Raw genomic sequence first — 21,351 nt, 5'->3', positions numbered from 1 at the left:
GTGGGTCGGAGCGGAAGCCGAAAACGCTAATGAAACAAGGGGTTATCGCTATGATTGACCCTGCGCGCATACCGGGTTTGCGCCCTGGGGATAGCTGGGACCTGCCGGACCGGTTGAACATGGCGAAACAATGCCTCGACCATCCTGCTGAGAAGGTGGCCCTGATCGACCTGACCGGCGCATCTGAACAGCGCGTCACCTACGGGCAATTGCGACAGATGACCGACGGGCTGGCCCGGACCCTGCTGCCCAAGGTGCAGGCCGGGGATCGGGTGGGCGTCTTGCTGAGCCAGTCGCCCTGGTGTGCCGCTGCGCATCTGGCGATCTGGAAGATCGGGGCGATCTCGGTGCCCTTGTTCAAACTGTTCAAACAGGATGCGCTGCGGTCTCGGGTCGGGGATGCAGGCGCGCGGCTCGTCCTGACGGATGCCGAGGGCGCGGATCAGCTGGGCGACCTTGCTGAGCCCTTGATCGCGTCCGAGATCGGTCAGCCGGGCGGGCCGGTGCCGTTTGCGGAAACCGCGCCAAATGATCCGGCGGTACTGATCTATACATCCGGCACAACCGGCAGCCCCAAGGGCGCGCTGCACGGGCATCGGGTTCTGACTGGCCACCTGCCGGGCGTGTCGATCAGCCATAACCATCTGCGCGATGGCGACTGCCTGTGGACCCCTGCCGACTGGGCCTGGATCGGCGGTTTGTTCGATGTGCTGATGCCGGGGCTTGCCTTGGGCATTCCGGTTGTCGCCGCGCGGCTTGAGAAATTCACGCCCGAGGCCTGCGCCGATATCGTCGCGCGCGGGGGTGTGAAGAACGTGTTTTTCCCGCCAACCGCCCTGCGGATGCTCAAGGCGGCGGATCAATCGATCCCCGGCCTGCGCTCGGTCGCCTCGGGGGGCGAGCCTCTGGGGGCCGAGATGCTGGCCTGGGGGCAGCAGGCGTTTGGCCTGACGATCAACGAATTCTACGGCCAGACCGAATGCAACATGGTCGTGTCCTCCTGCGCCGAGGACTTCCCGGTGCAGCCCGGCTGCATCGGCAAGCCTGTGCCGGGGCATGACGTGGCGGTGATTGACGATGATGGCAAGCCGACCACCGAAGAAGGCGACGTCGCCATCCGGCGTGGCTCAGCCTCGATGCTGCTGGAATACTGGAACCGACCCGACGCGACGGCTGAGAAGTTCCGGGGCGATTGGCTGATCACCGGCGATCGCGGCGTGTGGGAGGGCGACTATCTGCGCTTTGTCGGTCGTGATGACGATGTGATTACGTCTGCCGGGTATCGCATTGGTCCGGCTGAGATTGAGGATTGCCTGCTGACCCATCCGGCGGTGGCGACAGCCGGTGTGGTCGGCAAGCCCGACAAGCTGCGGACCGAGATCGTCAAGGCCTATGTGGTGCTGAAACCGGGGGCCGAGGCGGCGGAGCGTGAGTTGCAGGATTGGGTCAGGGACCGTCTGGCGCATTATTCCTACCCGCGCGAGGTGGCGTTTCTGGAGGAACTGCCGATGACGGTGACCGGGAAGGTTATTCGGAAGGAGTTGAAGGCGCGGGCGGCGGGGGAGTCCAGTGAATGAAACACTTGATGCTCGCCTTTTCTCTAATTTTGGCAGGCGTTTGCACGGTGCGGGCAGAAAGCTCGGGTAATCCGATCGAAGTTTTGGAGTGGTTCGACGGTTGCGCGCTATTAACCCAGCATAACAATGGAATGACCATGGATACCAACTGTATTGGTATCGCCGTCGACTATTGCACAATAGGCCGTGTCGTCGAAGAACGGGTGCAATGTCTTGTCAGACTTACCGAGCATGTCGATGCACTTTCAACAGAAATCAAAACAACTGTGCCCCAAAGTATTGGAAAGTCGGGCAGAGCGGCACGTAGCTACGAGCGACAGTACCTCCAATTGGTCGAAGGCGTTTTCGATGTTTGTGATGCATCTCCTAGCGAAGAAATTCCCCCAGATACATGGTGCGAAATGTACTTGAATGCAGGGAGCTGGGTAATTTGGCGGCACCTGCAAAGACTTGCTGACGAGGTAGCCAAATGAAACTCACATCCAAAGCCATGCCCGCCTCTGAGGGCTTCAAGGCAAACCGCGCGGCCCATCTGGACGCGTTGGCGCAAATCTCTGTAGCTGCCGAAGCGGCCCGTATGGGCGGGGGCGAGAAATCCCGCGCGCGGCATGAATCTCGGGGCAAGATGTTGCCTCGGCGCAGGGTGGCGAACCTGCTCGATCCGGGGTCTCCGTTTCTGGAAATCGGCGCGACGGCGGCGCATGGGATGTATGGCGATGCGGCCCCGGCGGCGGGTGTGATCGCAGGCATTGGCCGGGTGCAGGGGCGCGAGGTCATGGTGGTCTGCAACGATGCCACTGTGAAGGGCGGCACCTATTACCCGCTATCGGTCAAGAAACACCTGCGGGCGCAGGAGATTGCCGAGGAAAACCATCTGCCCTGCATCTATCTGGTCGATAGCGGCGGTGCGAACCTGCCCAATCAGGATGAGGTCTTTCCCGACCGCGACCATTTCGGCCGCATCTTCTATAATCAGGCGCGGATGAGTGCGAAGGGCATCCCTCAGATCGCTGTGGTGATGGGGTCTTGCACGGCGGGTGGGGCCTATGTGCCCGCGATGTCGGATGTGACGATCATCGTGCGCGATCAGGGTACGATCTTTCTGGCCGGGCCGCCTCTGGTCAAGGCCGCGACCGGAGAGGTTGTCAGCGCCGAGGATCTGGGCGGCGGCGATGTGCACACGCGCCTGTCCGGCGTCGCGGATTATCTGGCCGAGGATGATGCCCACGCGCTGGCCTTGGCGCGGCGGGCCGTTGGGTCTTTGGGCGGTGCCGGGCTGAAGCCCGGCCTACAGCTTGAGGCACCCGAAGATCCGGCCTATGACCCGGAGGAAATTCTGGGCGTCGTGCCTGCCGATCTGCGCACGCCTTATGACATTCGCGAGGTGATTGCGCGGCTGGTCGATGGATCCCGGTTCGATGAGTTCAAGCCGCGTTTTGGTGAGACGCTGGTGACGGGGTTTGCGCATGTGAAAGGCTGCCCGGTCGGGATCATCGCCAATAACGGCGTGCTGTTTTCCGAGGCCGCGCAGAAGGGCGCGCATTTTGTCGAACTGTGTTCGCAGCGCAAAACGCCTTTGGTGTTCTTGCAGAACATCACCGGGTTCATGGTCGGTCGGAAATACGAAAACGAAGGCATCGCGCGGCACGGGGCTAAGATGGTGACAGCCGTGGCGACGACCAATGTGCCCAAGATTACCATGCTGGTGGGCGGCTCGTTCGGGGCCGGGAATTACGGCATGTCGGGGCGGGCTTATCAGCCGCGATTCCTGTGGACCTGGCCGAACTCGCGGATTTCCGTGATGGGCGGCGAGCAGGCAGCAGGCGTGCTGGCCACCGTCAAACGCGACGGGATCGAGCGGCAGGGCGGCACATGGTCGGCTGAGGAAGAGGCCGCGTTCAAACGCCCGACGCTGGAGATGTTTGAGGAGCAATCGCACCCGCTCTATGCCTCCGCCCGGCTGTGGGACGACGGCATCATCGACCCGCGCAAATCGCGCGACGTGCTGGCCTTGTCGCTGAGCGCCGCGCTGAATGCCCCGATCGAGGAGACACGTTTTGGCGTGTTCAGGATGTGATCATGATTGATCTAACCTGGTTTGTGACCCGAAAACTGAACGGCGCTTCCGCCGACATAGTGCCGGACATCGACACTCAACCCCACCGATTGAAGCGCATCCAGAACTGTTGTTCCCGCTCCGAAGTTTCGCGTGTATTCGCCGATCATGGTGAAGTCCTGCGCGCCATTAAGAAACAGGCGTTCCACCTGAGGCAGAACACCGTCAAGGTAGAACCGGTAAAGAGGGCGCAAAGACCAACCTACCGGGTCTGTCGCTTCGATCAACGAAAACGGTGCACCGGGTCTGAGTATGCGGTTCAATTGCCGGGCAAAGATCAAGTGCTGTTCGGCGTTGAATGTTTTAAGGCCAAAGGTAGAGATTGCGAACTCGGCACTTTCGCTCGGAAGGTCTGTGGTCAGCATGTTGGCGCAGAGATGCGAGACACGACCTTCTCGACCTTTGTGGAGCCGTTCCATTGCCTGTTTGTGCATTCCCGGGCTGATGTCGACAGCGGTGACCTTACTCACACTTGGAAATCTGGCGAACAGATGGGGCCACGCTTCACCGGTGCCCGCCATCAAATCAACACCTGCCGCCGTCGTGCCTGCAGGCAGGTCCAGCCCTGCAACACACGCCTTACGCCACGCCCGTACCAATCCGAAGGACGCGACTGCGCTCCAGTTCCGATAAGCGCCAGAGCATCGGTCGAAGACGCCGGACACAAACCCGGGATCGTAGATATCCTGTTTCATGGCTCGCACCCTGCGGGCATTAATTTAGGAATGCAAGGATTTGCCAATGTTCAATAAAATCCTGATTGCCAACCGTGGTGAGATTGCCTGTCGGGTGATGGAGACGGCCCAAAAGATGGGCGTGTCCTGCGTTGCTGTTTATTCGGACGCGGATGCCTCGGCCAAGCATGTACAGATGGCGGATGAGGCGGTGCATATCGGCGGCGCGGCCCCGGCAGAGAGTTACCTCAAGGGCGAAGTGATCATTCAGGTGGCGTTGGAGACCGGCGCGCAAGCGATCCATCCGGGCTATGGGTTTCTGTCCGAGAACCCCGATTTTGTGGATGCTGTTGAGGCCGCGGGGCTGACATTCATCGGCCCGTCGGCGGATGCGATCCGCAAGATGGGCCTCAAGGACGCGGCCAAGGTGCTGATGGAGCAGGCGGGCGTACCCGTGGTGCCGGGCTATCACGGTGACAACCAAGACCCCGAGCATCTGGCGGGGGCTGCCGACACCATCGGCTATCCGGTTCTGATCAAGGCCGTTGCGGGCGGCGGTGGCAAGGGGATGCGCCTTGTTGAACGGCCTCAGGATTTCGCAACCGCGCTCGACAGCGCGCGGGGTGAGGCAAAGACCGCCTTTGGCAATGACGCCGTGCTGGTCGAAAAATTCGTCGCCAAACCGCGCCATATCGAGGTGCAGGTGTTTGGCGATGGTACCCATGCGGTGCATCTGTTCGAACGCGATTGTTCGTTGCAGCGGCGGCATCAGAAGGTGATCGAAGAAGCTCCGGCCCCCGGCATGACCGCTGAAATGCGCGAGGCGATGGGGCAGGCCGGTGTACGCGCGGCCGAGGCGATAGGTTACAAAGGCGCGGGGACGGTTGAGTTCATCGTCGATGCCTCGGACGGGCTGCGACCGGATCGGTTCTGGTTCATGGAGATGAACACGCGCCTGCAGGTGGAACATCCCGTTACCGAAGCCATCACTGATGTTGATCTGGTGGAATGGCAGCTGCGCGTTGCGGCGGGTGAGAGCCTGCCGAAACGGCAGTCGGACCTGTCGATCACCGGTCATGCGTTCGAGGCCCGACTTTATGCCGAGGATGTGCCAAAGGGCTTTCTGCCCGCGACCGGCACGCTGACCCATCTGCACTTCCCGCAGGATTGCAGGGCCGACAGTGGCGTGCGTACATGGGATACGATAAGCCCTTGGTATGATCCGATGATCGCGAAGGTAATCGTGCACGGCCCGACCCGCGCTGTCGCGCTGGAAACGCTGCATCGGGCCCTATGCGGGACCGAGGTTGGGGGCACGGTCACAAACCTGTCCTTTCTGGGCGCATTGACCCGCCATGCAGGCTTTGCCTCGGGTGATGTGGATACAGGACTGATCGGGCGCGACATTGATACGCTGGTGCGGGAGGATGAGCCGAAGCCGGAAACGTTGGTTGCAGCAGCGATGCATGCGTTTGGGTTGCTGGAGGCATCAGATTCTACGGGGTTCACTTTGTGGGCTCCGCTACATCGCGCGACGCAGTTGAAGCGCAATGGCGAAATCGTCGACCTTGATGTGCAGGTCGAAGGCCGAGACACGCAGATCTGGCAGGTCGGGGATCGCACAGTCACGGCGACCCGGCGCAATGGGCGCTGGCTGATTGACGGGGCGAGGATGCCTAATGTCTCGGTCGCAGGGTCCCGGATCACCGTGTTCGAGGACTACGGCCAGGTGTTTGATATCGTTGACCCTCTGGACCGCGACACCAGCGCGGCGGGCGACACCAATGTCATCGAAGCGCCCATGCCGGGGCTGGTCAAAGCGGTGTTCGCGACGGCAGGCCAATCGGTCAAGGAAGGCGACCGCCTTGCCATTCTCGAAGCCATGAAGATGGAGCATTCCCTGCTGGCCGCGCGTGACGGAGTGGTGGCCGAGGTGCTGGCCGAAGACGGTGCGCAGGTCGAGGCCGGGGCGGCTCTGGTCCGGTTGGAGGACGCTTAAGCTGTTCGTCGGGCACGCGGCGTGGCACAGTCGGGCCATCCGTATTTGAAACGAGAAGAAGCCAGAGAGGGCGAAGGAATGGGTGAGCGCGTCGAAATCTTTGAAGTGGGGCCACGGGACGGGCTGCAGAACGAAAAGCGCGACATCCCGGTCGCCGAGAAAATCGCCTTGGTCGATTGCCTGTCCGATGCCGGGTTCAACAGGATCGAGGTGGCCAGTTTTGTGTCGCCCAAATGGGTGCCGCAAATGGCAGGCAGCGCCGAGGTTCTGGCCGGTATCCGCCGGGCCGACGGCCTGCGTTATGCCGCACTGACGCCGAACATGCGGGGATACGAGGATGCTCTGGCCGCCGGTGCGGATGAGATCGCGGTTTTTGCCTCGGCGTCCGAGGGATTTTCGAAGGCCAATATCAACGCCACGATTGCCGAGTCGATTGAGCGGTTCGCGCCGATTCTGGATGCAGCACGCCATATCGACCTGCCGGTGCGTGGCTATGTCTCATGCGTGACCGATTGCCCGTATGACGGACCGACCCCGCCGGAAAAAGTGGCCGAGGTTGCGGATCTTCTGTTCTCGCATGGTTGTTACGAGGTGTCTTTGGGGGACACAATCGGGCAAGGCACCCCGGACAAGATCGCGCGGATGCTGATGGCCGTGCGCGAGCGCGTGCCAGTGACCCGTCTGGCCGGGCATTTTCACGACACGAACGGGCGGGCAATTGACAATATCGACGCCTCGCTTTCGTTGGGGGTGCGGGTGTTTGACGCGGCCGTTGGCGGCCTTGGTGGGTGCCCTTATGCGCCCGGCGCCGCAGGCAATGTCGCGACCGAGGCCGTGGCAGCGCATCTGGAGCGATTGGGCTACGAAACCGGGTTGGATGCCGGAATTTTGGAAAAAGCGGCGCAGATGGCGCGCGCAATGAGGGGCTGAAATGTTCGACACCATAACCGTCACAACGGATGCGCGCGGCGTTGCGACTTTGAAATTGGATCGTGCCGAAAAACACAACGCCATGTCGGCGCAGATGATTGCGGAACTGACTCAGGCGGCTTCTGATTTGGGGCAGGACGCGTCCGTTCGGGTGGTGGTTCTGACCGGTGAGGGCAAATCGTTCTGCGCTGGAGGGGATTTGGGGTGGATGCAGGATCAGATGGCTGCGGATCCTGAAACGCGATTTGCCGAGGCGCGCAAGCTGGCTGAGATGTTGCAGGCGCTCAACACGTTGCCGAAACCTCTGATCGGTGCGTTGCAGGGTAACGCGTTCGGGGGCGGGGTCGGTTTGGCTGCCGTCTGTGACGTGGCGCTTGGCGTTAAGACGCTGAAAATGGGGCTGACGGAAACCAAGCTGGGCCTGATCCCGGCCACCATCGGCCCTTACGTGATCGCCCGCATGGGCGAGGCAAGGGCTCGGCGAGTCTTCATGTCTGCGCGCCTGTTTGACGCGACCGAGGCGGTGACGCTTGGCCTGTTGGCCAAGGTTGTACCTGCGGACGAGCTGGCGGACGCTGTTGAGGCTGAAGTACGCCCCTATCTGGCCTGCGCACCGGGGGCTGTCGCCTCGGCCAAGGCGCTTGTCAGGGATCTGGGGCCGAAAATCGACGAGCAGGTCATTGACCACACCATCAACGCGCTTGTCGCTCGCTGGGAAACCGATGAAGCGCTTGAAGGCATCGGCGCGTTTTTCGACAAACGCAAGCCTGCGTGGATCAACGAAGTTTGACTCTGAAACTCGAAACGCACCAACAGGGGGGTGGCGAGGGTTTTCTTAGACCTGTCAAGCCCCTGAATGCCCCCCTGCGCGCTTGTGGTCGGTTGACCCTCTGATCCCGCAGGGATACAGAATATCCAGTCAACACGCCAATTGACGGCGCGCCTTGTCGGGGCCGCGCAAGAAAGGAGCCACTCGTGGAAGAGTTGTTGCGGGAATATCTCCCGATCCTGGTGTTTCTGGCCGTGGCCGTGGGCCTTGGAATCGTGCTGATTCTGGCGGCCGTCGTCCTTGCTGTCCGCAATCCCGATCCGGAAAAAGTCAGCGCATATGAATGTGGTTTCAACGCGTTCGACGACGCCCGGATGAAATTTGACGTTCGCTTCTATCTGGTCTCGATTCTCTTCATCATCTTCGACCTGGAAATCGCCTTTCTGTTTCCGTGGGCCGTTGGCTTCAAGGACATCAGTGATGTGGGGTTCTGGTCCATGATGGTGTTCCTGGCGGTGCTGACCATCGGCTTTGCCTATGAATGGAAGAAAGGGGCCCTGGAATGGGAGTGATGACGGGTGCAAACACCGCCGGCGTCGACAAAGAAGTCGCCGCCCAGGCCCTGAATGCCGAGCTGCAGGACAAAGGGTTCCTGCTGACCTCGACCGAAGACATTATCAACTGGGCACGCACCGGTTCCTTGCACTGGATGACCTTTGGTCTGGCCTGCTGCGCGGTCGAGATGATGCACACCTCGATGCCGCGCTATGACGCCGAACGGTTTGGCATCGCCCCGCGCGCGTCGCCGCGTCAGTCGGACGTGATGATCGTCGCAGGCACCCTGACCAACAAAATGGCCCCGGCGCTGCGCAAGGTTTACGACCAGATGCCCGAGCCGCGCTATGTGATCTCGATGGGGTCCTGCGCGAATGGCGGCGGGTATTACCACTATTCCTATTCGGTGGTACGCGGCTGTGACCGTATCGTCCCGGTAGACATTTACGTCCCCGGCTGCCCGCCAACTGCCGAGGCGCTGCTATACGGTCTGATGCAGTTGCAACGCAAAATCCGCCGCACCGGCACGATTGTACGCTGAGGGAGAGGGCAGATGAGCGAAGCACTCAAGGAACTTGGCGCGCAGCTTGAACTGAAGCGGTCCGACTGCGTGCTGTCGTGGGACGTCACCCATGGTGAGTTGAACGTCGATGTCGCTCCGTCGAGCCTTGTTGAGTTCATCGAGTTTCTGCGCAGTGACCGCAACTGTCAGTTCTCGACCCTTGTGGACATTACCGGCGTTGATTACCCCGAACGGGCCAAGCGATTTGATGTGGTCTATCACTTCCTGTCGATGTACCAGAACCAGCGCATTCGCCTGCGGGTTTCGATCCGCGAGGAGGACATGGTACCCTCGATTGTTGACGTGCACCCCTCGGCCAACTGGTTCGAGCGTGAGGTGTTCGACATGTTCGGGATCCTGTTCTCAGGCCACCCCGACCTGCGGCGTATCCTGACCGACTATGGGTTTCGCGGCTATCCGCTGCGCAAGGATTTCCCGACCACCGGCTACACCGAGGTGCGCTATGACGAGGCGCAAAAGCGCGTGGTCTACGAACCCGTCTCGCTGGTGCAGGAATACCGTCAGTTTGATTTCATGTCCCCGTGGGAAGGTGCGAATTACATCTTGCCGGGGGATGAGAAGCAGGAGGCCGAGTGATGGGTGGTATCTGGTGGTTGATCCTTTCCGCGCTGACCATCATCCCGATGGTCAAGATACTGCCGTTCTTCGGGATCAACAAAGTCTGGTGCCTGCTCTGTCTCGTCCCATTTGGCACGATTGCCCTGCTCTGGTGGGTCGGGATCAAGCTACAGGAATTGGAGCGCCGCTGAGATGATGCTGGGGGAACTGATCGCACTGGGGGCGCTGGGCGTTCTTCTGGCCGGGGCCGCCGCCAAGGCCGCCGAGGCGGAAAAGGTCCGGGTCCGGGCTGAGGCGAAAAAGAAGAAACGGGGGCGTTGATGGACGGCTCAAGATACGATGACGGCAGCACGGACGCGCTGAGCGGAGAACAGAAGATCCGCAACTTCAACATTAACTTCGGCCCGCAACACCCTGCGGCGCACGGGGTTCTGCGTTTGGTGCTTGAGCTGGACGGAGAGATCGTCGAACGCTGCGATCCGCATATTGGTCTGCTGCACCGTGGCACCGAAAAGCTGATGGAAAGCCGGACCTATCTGCAGAACCTGCCGTATTTCGACCGTCTGGATTATGTCGCTCCGATGAACCAGGAACATGCCTGGTGTCTGGCTATTGAAAAGCTGACCGGGGTCGAGGTGCCGCGCCGCGGCTCGCTGATCCGGGTTCTGTATTCCGAGATCGGGCGCATCCTGAACCACCTGCTGAACGTGACCACGCAGGCGATGGACGTGGGTGCGCTGACCCCGCCGCTCTGGGGCTTTGAAGAACGCGAAAAGCTGATGGTGTTTTATGAGCGTGCCTGCGGTGCCCGCCTGCACGCCGCCTATTTCCGCCCCGGTGGTGTGCATCAGGACCTGCCGCCCGAGTTGCTGGACGATATCGAGGCATGGAGCCACGAATTTCCCGCCGTTCTGGACGATATTGACGGTCTGCTGACCGAGAACCGCATCTTCAAGCAACGCAACGCCGACATTGGTGTCGTGACCGAGGATGACATCCAGAAATACGGCTTCTCGGGCGTGATGGTACGCGGGTCGGGTCTGGCATGGGACCTGCGCCGCGCGCAGCCTTATGAATGCTATGACGAGTTCGAATTCCAGATCCCTGTCGGGAAGAACGGCGACTGTTATGACCGTTACCTCGTCCGCATGGAAGAGATGCGCCAGTCGCTGCTGATCATCCGTCAGGCCATCGCCAAAATCCGTGAGTGCCCCGGTGACGTTCTGGCCCGTGGTAAGATCACGCCGCCGAAACGCTCGGACATGAAGACCTCGATGGAGAGCCTGATCCATCACTTCAAGCTGTATACCGAAGGCTTCCACGTCCCTGCAGGCGAGGTTTACGCCGCGGTCGAAGCCCCCAAGGGCGAGTTTGGCGTCTATCTGGTCGCCGATGGCACCAACAAGCCTTACAGGGCCAAACTGCGCGCGCCCGGCTTCCTGCACCTGCAAGCCATGGACCACGTCGCCGGAGGGCACCAACTGGCCGACGTTGCCGCGATTATCGGGACGATGGACGTTGTTTTTGGGGAGATTGATCGGTGAGTTTCAAACGCGCCATCATTTTTGCTGCGGCTATGGGGATCAGCAGTTCGTCGGTGTCCGCGCTGACGGATGGGCAGTCCCGGTTTTTCGATTGGTCAAAATCCATCGAAAACGGTGCCGACAAACCTGTCTCGGTTGTTATGTCCGACATGCTGGATGCTCTGGATGGATGCGTATTGCCGGATAGCTCGTACTTGCAGCTTGTAGAGATCGCCGAAAGCAGCCGCAATAAAGTCCGGTTTATTGCGTCGTTGAATGCGCTCGCAGTTGGAATGGATGGGCTTTTTCAATCGAACGATTGCGAAGCGAAACGAAATGGTTTCCCCGTGACAGGTACAAGTTTAAGCGCGGGTGATGATTTCTTTGTCGTGATGACATCTGCTCAGAATACGGACAGCGGATGTTTCATTCGGAAAGTAGGAATAGACTAAATGCTCCGCCGTCTTCACCCCGAACAACCCGATCACTTCGCCTTCACCGCTGCCAACCAGCAATGGGCCGAAGCGCAGATCACCAAATACCCCGAGGGGCGTCAGGCCAGCGCTGTGATCCCTCTGCTGTGGCGCGCGCAAGAGCAGGAAGGGTGGCTAAGCCGCCCGGCGATTGAATCCGTCGCTGACATGCTGGGCATGGCCTATATCCGCGTGCTCGAGGTCGCCTCGTTCTACTTCATGTTCCAACTGCAACCGGTTGGGTCGGTCGCGCATATTCAGGTGTGTGGCACGACCTCCTGCATGATCTGCGGGGCCGAGGATCTGATCGCGGTCTGCAAGGAAAAGATTGCCGCCAAGCCGCATGAACTATCCGCCGATGGCAAGCTGAGCTGGGAAGAGGTCGAATGCCTCGGGTCCTGCGCGAACGCACCGATGGCGCAGATCGGCAAGGACTATTACGAAGACCTGACGACTGAAAGCTTTGGCAAGATCATCGACGGTCTGGCCGCTGGCAAAGTGCCGACGCCGGGCCCGCAGAACGGACGCTATGCGGCGGAACCGCAGAGCGGGCTGACCAGCCTGACCGAACATGACGCCGGAAAACCTGCGCAGAATGCCTCGGTCGCTTTGGCAACGGGTCTGGGCGATACCGTCAAGCGCATCGACGGGACCGAGGTTCCGATCCTGACGCCGTGGCTGGACAAGGATGGCAAGCAGGCCGGAGCCTCGGCTGCTGCGAAACCGCCCAAGGCACCTGAACCGGCGAAACCTGCGGTGAAACAGGCGGAAGAAGCCAAGGCCAAGCCTGCGCCCGAAGAGGCAAAGGAAGATCAGCCCAGAACACTGCCCGAGGCGCGCGGGGGCTTGCCCGACGACCTCAAACTGCTGAAGGGCGTAGGGCCGAAACTGGAAGAGAAACTGAACGATCTGGGCTTTTTCCACTATGATCAGATCGCCTCGTGGACGCCCGAGCATGTGGCCTGGGTCGATGCGCGCCTGAAGTTCAAGGGCCGGATCGAGCGGGATGGCTGGATTGAACAGGCGGCCAAGCTTGCGGTGGGTGATGAAACCGAATTCGCCAAACGTGCCAAAGAAGAAGGCACGTATGATGAGCAGACAGACGAAGACTAAATGACGGGTGCCCATTCGGGGCATCGAGGTGAGATGGACAAGGACAAGGAACTGGCCATAGCCCGTAAGGGCCGTCACATCGGCATCGTCATCGCGGTGACGATGGCGTTCTGGCTTGCCATGAACCTGTTCATCGGCCCTGCCATGGAACTGACCGCGCGCCATGCGCTGCTGTTCGACCTCGCCGCGCTGGCCGGATTTATCTATGCGGGCGTCAACATTTTTCAACTCTGGCGCATGCGTCAGGATAGCCAAGGGTAACACGCGATGCTGAAGGATCAGGACCGGATCTTTACCAACATCTACGGGATGCACGAGCGTACGCTGCGCGGCGCGCAGGCGCGTGGGCATTGGGACGGCACCGCTGGCCTGATCGAGAAGGGCCGCGACTGGATCATCCAAACGATGAAGGACTCTGGTCTGCGCGGTCGCGGTGGCGCGGGCTTCCCGACCGGGCTGAAATGGTCTTTCATGCCCAAGGAAAGCGATGGCCGCCCGTCTTATCTGGTGGTGAACGCAGATGAATCCGAGCCGGGCACCTGCAAGGACCGCGAGATCATGCGTCACGATCCGCACACGCTGATCGAAGGCTGCCTGATCGCCTCATTCGCGATGAACGCGCATACCTGCTATATCTATTTGCGCGGCGAATACATTCGCGAGCGTGAGGCGTTGCAGGCCGCGATTGACGAAGCCTATGACGCCGGTCTGCTGGGCAAGAACGCGGCAGGCTCGGGTTGGGATTTCGATTTGTTCCTGCATCACGGGGCAGGGGCCTATATCTGCGGTGAAGAGACCGCCCTAATCGAAAGCCTTGAGGGCAAGAAGGGCATGCCTCGTATGAAACCTCCGTTCCCGGCGGGGGCGGGGCTTTATGGCTGCCCGACGACGGTGAACAACGTGGAATCGATTGCCGTTGTGCCGACCATTCTGCGCCGGGGTGCCGACTGGTTCGCGGGTTTTGGCCGCCAGAACAATGCGGGCACCAAGCTGTTTGCGATCTCGGGGCATGTGAACAACCCCTGCGTCGTCGAAGAGGCGATGTCGATTTCCTTCGAAGAACTGATCGAGACCCATTGCGGTGGTATCCGCGGCGGTTGGGACAATCTGCTGGCGGTGATCCCCGGCGGCTCGTCCGTGCCATGCGTGCGCGGTGAGAACATGCGCGATGCGATCATGGATTTCGACTATTTGCGGGGTGAGTTGGGTTCGGGTCTGGGTACTGCTGCGGTGATCGTGATGGACAAGTCCACCGACATCGTAAAGGCGATCTGGCGGCTGTCGAAATTCTACAAGCACGAAAGCTGTGGTCAGTGTACGCCCTGCCGTGAAGGCACCGGCTGGATGATGCGGGTGATGGACCGTCTGGTGCGGGGCGAGGCCGAATTGGAAGAGATCGACATGCTGTTTGACGTGACCAAACAGGTCGAAGGGCACACGATCTGCGCCCTTGGCGACGCGGCGGCCTGGCCGATCCAGGGCCTGATCCGCAACTTCCGGGATGAGATCGAAGACCGCATCAAGGCCCAGAAATCGGGTCGCGCCAGTGCGATAGCTGCGGAGTAAGTCGAATGGAAGGTTTTGCCGAATACGCTCATGCCCTGGCCTCGCTGGTGATCTTCACGCTGGTTGTGTTGTTGCTTGCACCGTTCAGCGCCATGGCCAAGCAGAACAAGGGTCTGGCACCGGGCGCCACGCCCGAACAAGACTATGCGGACCGGGCCTATCGTCTGAACCGGGCCTATTTGAACGGCACGGAAACACTGCCCGCTTTTGTCATCGTTGTCGTGACCGCGATTTTGCTGGGGGTCAGCCCGTTTTGGGTCAACCTGTTGGCGTCGATTGCGCTGGTCGCCCGGCTTGTGATGCTGGGGGTTCACATTCGGGGCGTTGGTAAACCGCATTCGGGTGTGCGCTCGGTTCTGTATGTGCTGGCCTGGGCTTGCATGTTTGTTATTGGGGTTATGGCTTTGGTGGCTGCACTGTGATGGGAATGAGTTATAGAAATCAAAGGTTTGCGAAGGCAAGCCGGGCCACGACATGCCTGACCATCGCGACTTTGACGTTGCTGACGGCTTGCAGCACGATCACGACATCCCGAAGTGACCGGGTTTTGTTCGAAGGCAATTACTTCAGAACCAAGGCCAAAGCCGTCGATAAGAAAAGGGCACCGACCGAGTTCACGATCGTCGTCAACGGTGTATCAGCTTCCCTGAACGGCGCGCGTGAGGCCGGGCGGTATGAAGGGATCAAATACTGCGTGCAGAATTTCGGCTCATCCCGCATCGCGTGGAAGGTGGGGCCGGATACGGATCCGCAGCAGCTGCGGATCGACAACGACAAGCTGGCCTTTGCAGGAACCTGCCAAAGACCATGATGCGCGTTCTTGCATATCACGGCATGTCGCCGCGTCTGCTATCGCATAGCAGATCGGCGGGTTTTTGTTTTGGTGCACCCAAAACAAAAGGATCAATCATGTCTGTTGCAAAAACTCTGGCAGTGGCCGTTCTGATGACCGTGCCGGGCGCGGTTCAGGCCAAACCTCCGCTAAGCGATGTCGCTGAGATCGACAACGAGCTTTATTATATCGCCATCGCAAACGAGATCTCAGAATACTGCCCCTCGATCAGCGGGCGGCGTCTGAAAGCGATTGGCGTGATGTGGGGGCTGCGGTCCAAAGCCAATGAACTGGGATATTCGGACACGGAAATCCGGGCTTACGTCGAATCGGATGCCGAAAAGGACCGGATGCGCGCCAAGGGCGAGGCGTATCTGGCGCAGAACGCTGTCTCGTACGACAAACCAAATTCATTCTGCACGCTGGGGCGGGCGGAAATCGAAAGAAACAGCGCCATTGGCGTGTATTTGAGGGCGAACTAGACCATGTCTGACCTTCGGAAAGTGAATATCGACGGACAGGAGATTGAAGTCGATGGTTCGATGACCCTGATCCAGGCCTGTGAAGAGGCCGGGATCGAGATTCCACGGTTTTGCTATCACGAACGCCTCTCGATCGCCGGGAATTGCCGCATGTGTCTGGTTGAGGTCGTGGGCGGCCCGCCGAAGCCTGCCGCATCCTGTGCCATGCAGGTGCGTGACCTGCGTCCGGGGCCGGAAGGGCAGGCACCGCAAGTCAAGACGAACTCTCCCATGGTCAAGAAGGCCCGCGAAGGGGTGATGGAGTTCCTGCTGATCAACCACCCGCTGGATTGCCCGATTTGCGATCAGGGCGGCGAATGTGACCTGCAGGATCAGGCCATGGCCTACGGCGTATCCGGTTCGCGCTTTAAAGAGGCCAAGCGGGCAGTGGACGATCTGGATTTGGGTCCGCTGGTCGGTACCGCGATGACCCGCTGTATCAGTTGTACCCGCTGCGTGCGCTTCACGACCGAGGTCGCCGGGATCACCCAGATGGGCCAGACCGGGCGGGGCGAGGATGCCGAGATCACCTCGTATCTGAACCAGACGCTCGACTCGAACATGCAGGGCAATATCATCGACCTGTGCCCGGTGGGCGCACTGACCTCGAAACCCTACGCCTTTACCGCCCGCCCTTGGGAACTGACGAAGACCGAAAGCATCGATGTGATGGATGCTCTGGGTTCGAACATCCGGGTGGACACCAAAGGGCGCGAAGTGATGCGCTTCCTGCCACGCAACCATGATGGCGTGAATGAGGAATGGATCAGCGACAAGACCCGTTTCGTCTGGGACGGTCTGCGGCGTCAGCGGCTGGACAAGCCCTATGTGCGTGAAAACGGCAAGCTGCGCCCGGCTTCATGGCCTGAGGCGCTGACCAAAGCGGCCGGGGCGATGAAGGGCAAGAAGGTTGCGGCGCTGGTCGGTGATCTTGTTCCGGTCGAGGCGGCTTTCGCGTTGAAGCAACTGGTCGAAGGTCTGGACGGCAATATTGAATGCCGTGTGGACAATGCGCGCCTGCCTGCTGGCAACCGGTCGGGTTATGTCGGCACGGCGTCGATCGAAGATGTTGATGATGCGAAATATATCCTGCTGATCGGGGCCAATCCGCGTGACGAAGCACCGGTGTTGAATGCACGCATCCGAAAGGCGTGGCTGAACGGGGCCAAGATCGCCAATATCGGACCGCAGGCTGATCTGACCTATGACGTTTTCCAGATGGGCGAGGGGCGGGATGCACTGGCCGATCTGCAAAAGCACGAGTTCGACGACATTCTGGAAAAGCCCTCGGTGATCATCGTCGGCATGGGTGCGCTGCGTGAAGCGGACGGCGCCGCCGTGCTTGGGCACGCCATGCAGGCAGCCGCGCGGACCAATGGTAAGCTGATGATCCTGCACAGCGCTGCCGCCCGTGTTGGTGCAATGGATGTTGGCGCTGTGACGGAAGGCGGGCTTGAGGCTGCATTCGACGGGGCCGAGGTAATCTATAACCTGGGCGCGGATGAGGTCGAGATCGATGATGGGGCCTTTGTGATCTACCAAGGTAGCCACGGCGACCGGGGCGCGCATCGTGCCGACATTATCCTGCCGGGCGCGGCCTATACCGAGGAAAACGGGCTGTTCGTGAACACCGAAGGCCGCCCGCAACTGGCGATGCGCGCCGGGTTCGCGCCGGGGGACGCCAAAGAGAACTGGGCCATCCTGCGCGCCTTGTCGGCCGAATTGGGGGCGACACTGCCCTATGACTCGCTGGCGCAACTGCGCACTGCACTGATCGAGGCGGTTCCGCATCTGGCCCGCATCGACGAGGTGATCGAGAACGATTTTCAACCGCTCGAGGCAGGCCCCCTGGGCCAAGCCAGCTTCCGCCACGCGATCCAGGATTTCTACCTGACCAACCCAATCGCCCGCGCCTCGCAACTGATGGCCGAGCTGTCGGCGCAAGCGCAGGCGCGCAAGGCCGAAAAGATCGCTGCGGAATGAACCAGAGCTGTTTCATATCGCCAACCAGCGCGGCTGCCTTTCGGCAGGTCACCGCGCGGGACGTGAATGTGGAACCAAAGAAAAAGGGTAGCGCGAGGGCGGCGGATGCTGTTTACACCTACGCGCCGACCCAGCCGCTGCCTCACGACTATCGCGACGCAGGCGGAAAACGGAATACCCACGGTGTGAGGACCAATGGCTGAATTCTTTAACACCCCAGGCGGAATAGCCATCATCATACTGGCGCAAGTGCTTGCGGTTGTGGCCTTTGTGATGATTTCGCTGTTGTTCCTTGTTTATGGTGACCGCAAGATCTGGGCTGCTGTCCAGATGCGTCGAGGCCCGAACGTTGTCGGTGCATACGGCCTGCTGCAATCGGTGGCGGACGCGCTGAAATATGTGGTGAAAGAGGTCGTCATCCCGGCGGGGGCCGACCGAACGGTGTTCATCCTCGCGCCGCTGACATCCTTCGTGCTGGCGATGATCGCCTGGGCGGTGATTCCGTTCAACGACGGTTGGGTCCTGTCGGATATCAACGTCGCCATTCTGTACGTCTTCGCCGTCTCCTCACTTGAGGTTTATGGCGTGATTATGGGCGGTTGGGCGTCGAACTCAAAGTATCCGTTCCTGGGCTCGCTGCGCTCTGCCGCGCAGATGATTTCCTACGAGGTCTCGATCGGTCTGATCATCATCGGCATCATCATCTCGACCGGTTCGATGAATTTCGGCGATATCGTGCGCGCTCAGGATGGCTCATTCGGTTTCTTCAGCTGGTACTGGCTGCCGCATTTCCCGATGGTGTTCCTGTTCTTCATCTCGGCACTGGCCGAAACCAACCGCCCGCCCTTCGATCTGCCCGAGGCGGAATCGGAACTGGTCGCGGGTTATCAGGTCGAATACTCGGCCACGCCCTTCCTGCTGTTCATGGCCGGTGAATACATCGCCATCTTCCTGATGTGCGCCCTGACCTCGCTGCTGTTCTTCGGCGGCTGGCTGTCCCCGATCCCGGGTCTGCCCGATGGCGTGCTGTGGATGGTCGCCAAGATGGCGTTCTTCTTCTTCATCTTCGCAATGGTCAAGGCGATCACGCCCCGCTACCGCTATGACCAACTGATGCGGTTGGGCTGGAAAGTCTTCCTGCCGTTCTCACTGGTCTGGGTGGTCTTTGTGGCCTTTGCGGCAAAATTCGACTGGTTCTGGGGCGCGTTTGCGCGTTGGAGCGTAGGAGGCTGATATGGCAAACATCGACTATACCCGCGCTGCCAAGTATTTCCTGCTGCAGGACTTCTGGGTCGGCATGAAGCTGGGTCTGAAGTATTTCTTCGCCCCCAAGGCTACCGTGAACTACCCGCACGAAAAGGGCCCTCTGTCGCCACGTTTCAGAGGAGAGCACGCTTTGCGCCGTTATCCGAACGGCGAAGAACGCTGCATTGCCTGCAAACTGTGCGAAGCGATCTGCCCGGCGCAGGCCATCACCATCGACGCCGAACCACGCGAAGATGGTACCCGCCGCACAACGCGGTACGACATCGACATGACTAAGTGTATCTATTGCGGTTTCTGCCAAGAGGCCTGCCCAGTTGACGCCATTGTCGAAGGCCCGAACTTCGAATTCGCCACGGAAACCCGCGAAGAACTGTTCTACGACAAGGAAAAACTCCTCTCGAACGGCGAACGCTGGGAGGCCGAGATCGCCCGCAATCTGGAAATGGACGCACCTTACAGATGAGCGACACTCCCCAAAATCCGTTCGAGCTGATGATGAAGCAGGCTCAGGACATGGCCAAGGCGATGAACCCGGCGATGGAGAAATTCTCGCCCAAGGGGTTCGAGGCGCTGTGGCCGACCATGCCCAAAGAGGTCATGGAGATGATGTTCGGCAATACCGTCAACAAAGACGGGCTGGATGCCAAGACCCGCCTGCTGCTGACGCTGGCCGGGCTGACCTGTCAGGGCGCACAGGCGGATTCAGCGGTGCGTCAGACCGTGCGTCACGCGCTGGAGGCGGGTGCTAAGAAACAAGAGATCGTGGAAACGATCGGTCAGATGTCGGTCTTTGCCGGCATCCCGGCCATGACCCGCGCGCTGGATCTGGCGCAAGAAGTCATGGGCGACAATGAGGATGAGGATCAATGACCGTCTTTGCCTTCTATCTGTTTGCCATCAGCGCCATCACCGGCGGGCTGTTCACTGTGATCAGCCGCCAGCCGGTGCATTCGGTGTTGTGGCTGATCCTGTCCTTCCTGTCGGCGGCGGGGCTGTTCGTGCTGCTGGGGGCTGAGTTCGTGGCGATGCTGCTGATCATCGTCTACGTGGGCGCGGTCGCGGTGCTGTTCCTGTTTGTAGTGATGATGCTGGACGTGGATTTTGCCGAGCTTAAGGCCGAGATGGCCCGCTATATGCCGCTGGCCCTGCTGATCGGTCTGGTGATCCTTATGCAGTTCGTCATGGCCTTCGGCGCATGGGACAGCGCGCAGGGCGCGGCGGCCAATCTGGCGCAGCCGGTTCCGGCGGACCGCCACAACACCGAGGCGCTGGGTGTCATCCTTTATGATCAATACTTCCTTCTGTTCCAGCTTGCGGGCCTGATCCTGCTGGTGGCCATGATCGGTGCCATCGTTCTGACACTGCGCCACCGTCAGGACATCAAGCGTCAAGACATCATCGGCCAGATGATGCGCGACCCGGCCAAGGCGATGGAGTTGAAGGACGTGAAACCGGGGCAGGGGTTGTGATGCGTGAAGTATTCATAGCATTTGCTTTTGTTGTGTCTGCTGGAAGCGCCTTTGCTTGCAGCCTTGAAGAAGACCCTACTTGGAGAGATCAACCAGTTTCGGTGGCACCTGATGGGAGCTTTCAGCACGCTGAAGACTATAAGCACCATAAGTTATACGGTGGAAAGATCGTTGATTTAGGCGGCAAGCGAGTTGCTCAACGAGTCACCCTTACGACCTCATGCGGTGGTATTTTCGAAAGGCTTTTGTTTGCGGACTGCCATCGAGCAGAAGTTGTGTCGATCTTGGGAGCTGAAAACCTTGATCAGCCCAACGGATGGCGTGATGAACTCGTGGATCTGATACAAGTCCCCATTGGAGCTATAGACGTGCGAGAAATTACATCTGCGGCTGAACTGGTATCGATAGCTTACGAGAACGACTACAAAGTTTCTCTTAGTGTTGAGCAACAAATCGCAAACATGAAGCGCCGCAACCGTTATGACCCATTCAACGGCTGCAAAATCTACTACCCAGAGTCCCGAGGAGCAGGTCTATGATCGGACTTGAACACTATCTTACGGTCGCGGCGACGCTGTTCGTCATCGGCATCTTCGGTCTCTTCCTGAACCGCAAGAACGTCATCATCCTGCTGATGAGCATCGAGTTGATGCTGCTGGCGGTGAATATCAACCTTGTGGCGTTTTCCAGCTTCCTCGGCGATCTGGTCGGGCAAGTGTTCACGCTGTTCGTGCTGACTGTTGCGGCGGCCGAGGCGGCGATTGGTCTGGCCATTCTGGTCTGTTTCTTCCGCAACCGTGGCACTATCGCGGTTGAAGACGTCAATATGATGAAGGGCTAAGAG

Annotated in this window: 27 protein-coding genes; 26 read left to right on the top strand and 1 reads right to left on the bottom strand. The window is 59.9% G+C overall.

Translation table 11 applies throughout. The annotated features are described in order from the left end of the window. The first annotated feature begins 50 nt into the window (after positions 1 to 50). From ACR0E6_RS07825 to ACR0E6_RS07815, 3 genes are read left to right on the top strand one after another with little or no spacing between them, the layout of a single operon-like run. The gene (locus ACR0E6_RS07825) at positions 51 to 1,577 is read left to right on the top strand and encodes an AMP-binding protein (protein ID WP_480582144.1); all 1,527 of its coding nucleotides are present in this window, start codon (positions 51 to 53) and stop codon (positions 1,575 to 1,577) included. After that, positions 1,574 to 2,050 carry a hypothetical protein gene (locus ACR0E6_RS07820; RefSeq protein WP_480582142.1) on the top strand — a complete coding sequence of 159 codons (477 nt, stop codon included), beginning with the start codon at positions 1,574 to 1,576 and terminating at the stop codon, positions 2,048 to 2,050. Before ACR0E6_RS07825 ends, ACR0E6_RS07820 begins: the two co-directional genes overlap by 4 nt. Continuing rightward, positions 2,047 to 3,654 carry a carboxyl transferase domain-containing protein gene (locus ACR0E6_RS07815; RefSeq protein ID WP_480582140.1) on the top strand — a complete coding sequence of 536 codons (1,608 nt, stop codon included), beginning with the start codon at positions 2,047 to 2,049 and terminating at the stop codon, positions 3,652 to 3,654. Before ACR0E6_RS07820 ends, ACR0E6_RS07815 begins: the two co-directional genes overlap by 4 nt. A gap of 11 nt (positions 3,655 to 3,665) precedes the next feature. Here ACR0E6_RS07815 and ACR0E6_RS07810 read toward each other — a convergent pair whose 3' ends face one another. After that, positions 3,666 to 4,388, bottom strand: coding sequence for a class I SAM-dependent methyltransferase (locus ACR0E6_RS07810; protein WP_480582138.1), 723 nt, complete (start codon positions 4,386 to 4,388; stop codon positions 3,666 to 3,668). 46 nt (positions 4,389 to 4,434) lie between these two features. Between ACR0E6_RS07810 and ACR0E6_RS07805 the strand changes: the two genes are divergently transcribed. The 23 genes from ACR0E6_RS07805 (at position 4,435) to nuoK (ending at position 21,348) form a co-directional block, all read left to right on the top strand. Then, a complete protein-coding gene (locus ACR0E6_RS07805; protein WP_480582136.1) occupies positions 4,435 to 6,366 on the top strand; it encodes an acetyl/propionyl/methylcrotonyl-CoA carboxylase subunit alpha in 1,932 nt (643 codons plus the stop codon). A 78-nt stretch (positions 6,367 to 6,444) separates the two neighbouring features. Next, a complete protein-coding gene (locus tag ACR0E6_RS07800) occupies positions 6,445 to 7,296 on the top strand; it encodes a hydroxymethylglutaryl-CoA lyase (RefSeq protein ID WP_170523546.1) in 852 nt (283 codons plus the stop codon). A gap of 1 nt (position 7,297) precedes the next feature. Continuing rightward, positions 7,298 to 8,086 carry a crotonase/enoyl-CoA hydratase family protein gene (locus tag ACR0E6_RS07795; RefSeq protein WP_480582134.1) on the top strand — a complete coding sequence of 263 codons (789 nt, stop codon included), beginning with the start codon at positions 7,298 to 7,300 and terminating at the stop codon, positions 8,084 to 8,086. A 185-nt stretch (positions 8,087 to 8,271) separates the two neighbouring features. After that, the gene (locus ACR0E6_RS07790) at positions 8,272 to 8,637 is read left to right on the top strand and encodes an NADH-quinone oxidoreductase subunit A (RefSeq protein WP_170451948.1); all 366 of its coding nucleotides are present in this window, start codon (positions 8,272 to 8,274) and stop codon (positions 8,635 to 8,637) included. Continuing rightward, on the top strand, positions 8,628 to 9,161 hold the full coding sequence (locus tag ACR0E6_RS07785) for a NuoB/complex I 20 kDa subunit family protein (RefSeq protein WP_480582132.1): 534 nt from the start codon (positions 8,628 to 8,630) through the stop codon (positions 9,159 to 9,161). The genes ACR0E6_RS07790 and ACR0E6_RS07785 overlap by 10 nt, the downstream gene beginning before the upstream one ends. Positions 9,162 to 9,173: 12 nt before the next feature. After that, positions 9,174 to 9,779: an NADH-quinone oxidoreductase subunit C gene (locus tag ACR0E6_RS07780; protein ID WP_170451946.1), complete on the top strand. Its 606-nt coding sequence runs from the start codon at positions 9,174 to 9,176 to the stop codon at positions 9,777 to 9,779. Further along, positions 9,779 to 9,952, top strand: coding sequence for a hypothetical protein (locus ACR0E6_RS07775; protein ID WP_170451944.1), 174 nt, complete (start codon positions 9,779 to 9,781; stop codon positions 9,950 to 9,952). Before ACR0E6_RS07780 ends, ACR0E6_RS07775 begins: the two co-directional genes overlap by 1 nt. A 1-nt stretch (position 9,953) precedes the next feature. Next, positions 9,954 to 10,082 (top strand): hypothetical protein, encoded by a 129-nt coding sequence (locus ACR0E6_RS07770; protein WP_480582129.1) that lies wholly within the window; start codon positions 9,954 to 9,956, stop codon positions 10,080 to 10,082. Further along, positions 10,082 to 11,305, top strand: coding sequence for an NADH-quinone oxidoreductase subunit D (locus ACR0E6_RS07765; RefSeq protein WP_170352614.1), 1,224 nt, complete (start codon positions 10,082 to 10,084; stop codon positions 11,303 to 11,305). The genes ACR0E6_RS07770 and ACR0E6_RS07765 overlap by 1 nt, the downstream gene beginning before the upstream one ends. Continuing rightward, on the top strand, positions 11,302 to 11,736 hold the full coding sequence (locus ACR0E6_RS07760; RefSeq protein WP_170630458.1) for a hypothetical protein: 435 nt from the start codon (positions 11,302 to 11,304) through the stop codon (positions 11,734 to 11,736). Before ACR0E6_RS07765 ends, ACR0E6_RS07760 begins: the two co-directional genes overlap by 4 nt. Beyond that, a complete protein-coding gene (nuoE, locus tag ACR0E6_RS07755; protein WP_480582127.1) occupies positions 11,737 to 12,870 on the top strand; it encodes an NADH-quinone oxidoreductase subunit NuoE in 1,134 nt (377 codons plus the stop codon). A 33-nt stretch (positions 12,871 to 12,903) separates the two neighbouring features. Beyond that, on the top strand, positions 12,904 to 13,131 hold the full coding sequence (locus ACR0E6_RS07750; RefSeq protein WP_170451938.1) for a DUF5337 domain-containing protein: 228 nt from the start codon (positions 12,904 to 12,906) through the stop codon (positions 13,129 to 13,131). Between the two features lie 6 nt (positions 13,132 to 13,137). Continuing rightward, positions 13,138 to 14,436 carry an NADH-quinone oxidoreductase subunit NuoF gene (nuoF, locus tag ACR0E6_RS07745; RefSeq protein ID WP_170451936.1) on the top strand — a complete coding sequence of 433 codons (1,299 nt, stop codon included), beginning with the start codon at positions 13,138 to 13,140 and terminating at the stop codon, positions 14,434 to 14,436. Between the two features lie 5 nt (positions 14,437 to 14,441). Continuing rightward, complete coding sequence (locus ACR0E6_RS07740; RefSeq protein WP_170451934.1) at positions 14,442 to 14,858, top strand: MAPEG family protein; 417 nt, start codon at positions 14,442 to 14,444, stop codon at positions 14,856 to 14,858. 5 nt (positions 14,859 to 14,863) lie between these two features. Then, positions 14,864 to 15,247 (top strand): hypothetical protein, encoded by a 384-nt coding sequence (locus ACR0E6_RS07735; RefSeq protein WP_480582124.1) that lies wholly within the window; start codon positions 14,864 to 14,866, stop codon positions 15,245 to 15,247. Between the two features lie 98 nt (positions 15,248 to 15,345). Beyond that, a complete protein-coding gene (locus ACR0E6_RS07730; protein WP_480582123.1) occupies positions 15,346 to 15,750 on the top strand; it encodes a DUF5333 domain-containing protein in 405 nt (134 codons plus the stop codon). 3 nt (positions 15,751 to 15,753) lie between these two features. Then, on the top strand, positions 15,754 to 17,772 hold the full coding sequence (nuoG, locus tag ACR0E6_RS07725; RefSeq protein WP_480582121.1) for an NADH-quinone oxidoreductase subunit NuoG: 2,019 nt from the start codon (positions 15,754 to 15,756) through the stop codon (positions 17,770 to 17,772). Between the two features lie 195 nt (positions 17,773 to 17,967). Then, on the top strand, positions 17,968 to 19,005 hold the full coding sequence (gene nuoH / locus ACR0E6_RS07720; RefSeq protein WP_170451928.1) for an NADH-quinone oxidoreductase subunit NuoH: 1,038 nt from the start codon (positions 17,968 to 17,970) through the stop codon (positions 19,003 to 19,005). Between the two features lies 1 nt (position 19,006). Continuing rightward, positions 19,007 to 19,501 (top strand): NADH-quinone oxidoreductase subunit NuoI, encoded by a 495-nt coding sequence (gene nuoI / locus ACR0E6_RS07715; RefSeq protein ID WP_480582119.1) that lies wholly within the window; start codon positions 19,007 to 19,009, stop codon positions 19,499 to 19,501. Beyond that, complete coding sequence (locus ACR0E6_RS07710; protein ID WP_170451924.1) at positions 19,498 to 19,908, top strand: carboxymuconolactone decarboxylase family protein; 411 nt, start codon at positions 19,498 to 19,500, stop codon at positions 19,906 to 19,908. The genes nuoI and ACR0E6_RS07710 overlap by 4 nt, the downstream gene beginning before the upstream one ends. Then, the gene (locus ACR0E6_RS07705; RefSeq protein ID WP_039534292.1) at positions 19,905 to 20,507 is read left to right on the top strand and encodes an NADH-quinone oxidoreductase subunit J; all 603 of its coding nucleotides are present in this window, start codon (positions 19,905 to 19,907) and stop codon (positions 20,505 to 20,507) included. The genes ACR0E6_RS07710 and ACR0E6_RS07705 overlap by 4 nt, the downstream gene beginning before the upstream one ends. Beyond that, on the top strand, positions 20,507 to 21,046 hold the full coding sequence (locus tag ACR0E6_RS07700; protein WP_480582116.1) for a hypothetical protein: 540 nt from the start codon (positions 20,507 to 20,509) through the stop codon (positions 21,044 to 21,046). The genes ACR0E6_RS07705 and ACR0E6_RS07700 overlap by 1 nt, the downstream gene beginning before the upstream one ends. Continuing rightward, the gene (gene nuoK / locus ACR0E6_RS07695) at positions 21,043 to 21,348 is read left to right on the top strand and encodes an NADH-quinone oxidoreductase subunit NuoK (RefSeq protein WP_005984024.1); all 306 of its coding nucleotides are present in this window, start codon (positions 21,043 to 21,045) and stop codon (positions 21,346 to 21,348) included. The genes ACR0E6_RS07700 and nuoK overlap by 4 nt, the downstream gene beginning before the upstream one ends. The last annotated feature ends 3 nt before the right edge of the window (positions 21,349 to 21,351 follow it).

The sequence above is a fragment of the Ruegeria sp. AP12 genome, from assembly GCF_056540025.1.
This window is presented reverse-complemented; position numbering and strand designations above follow the sequence as displayed.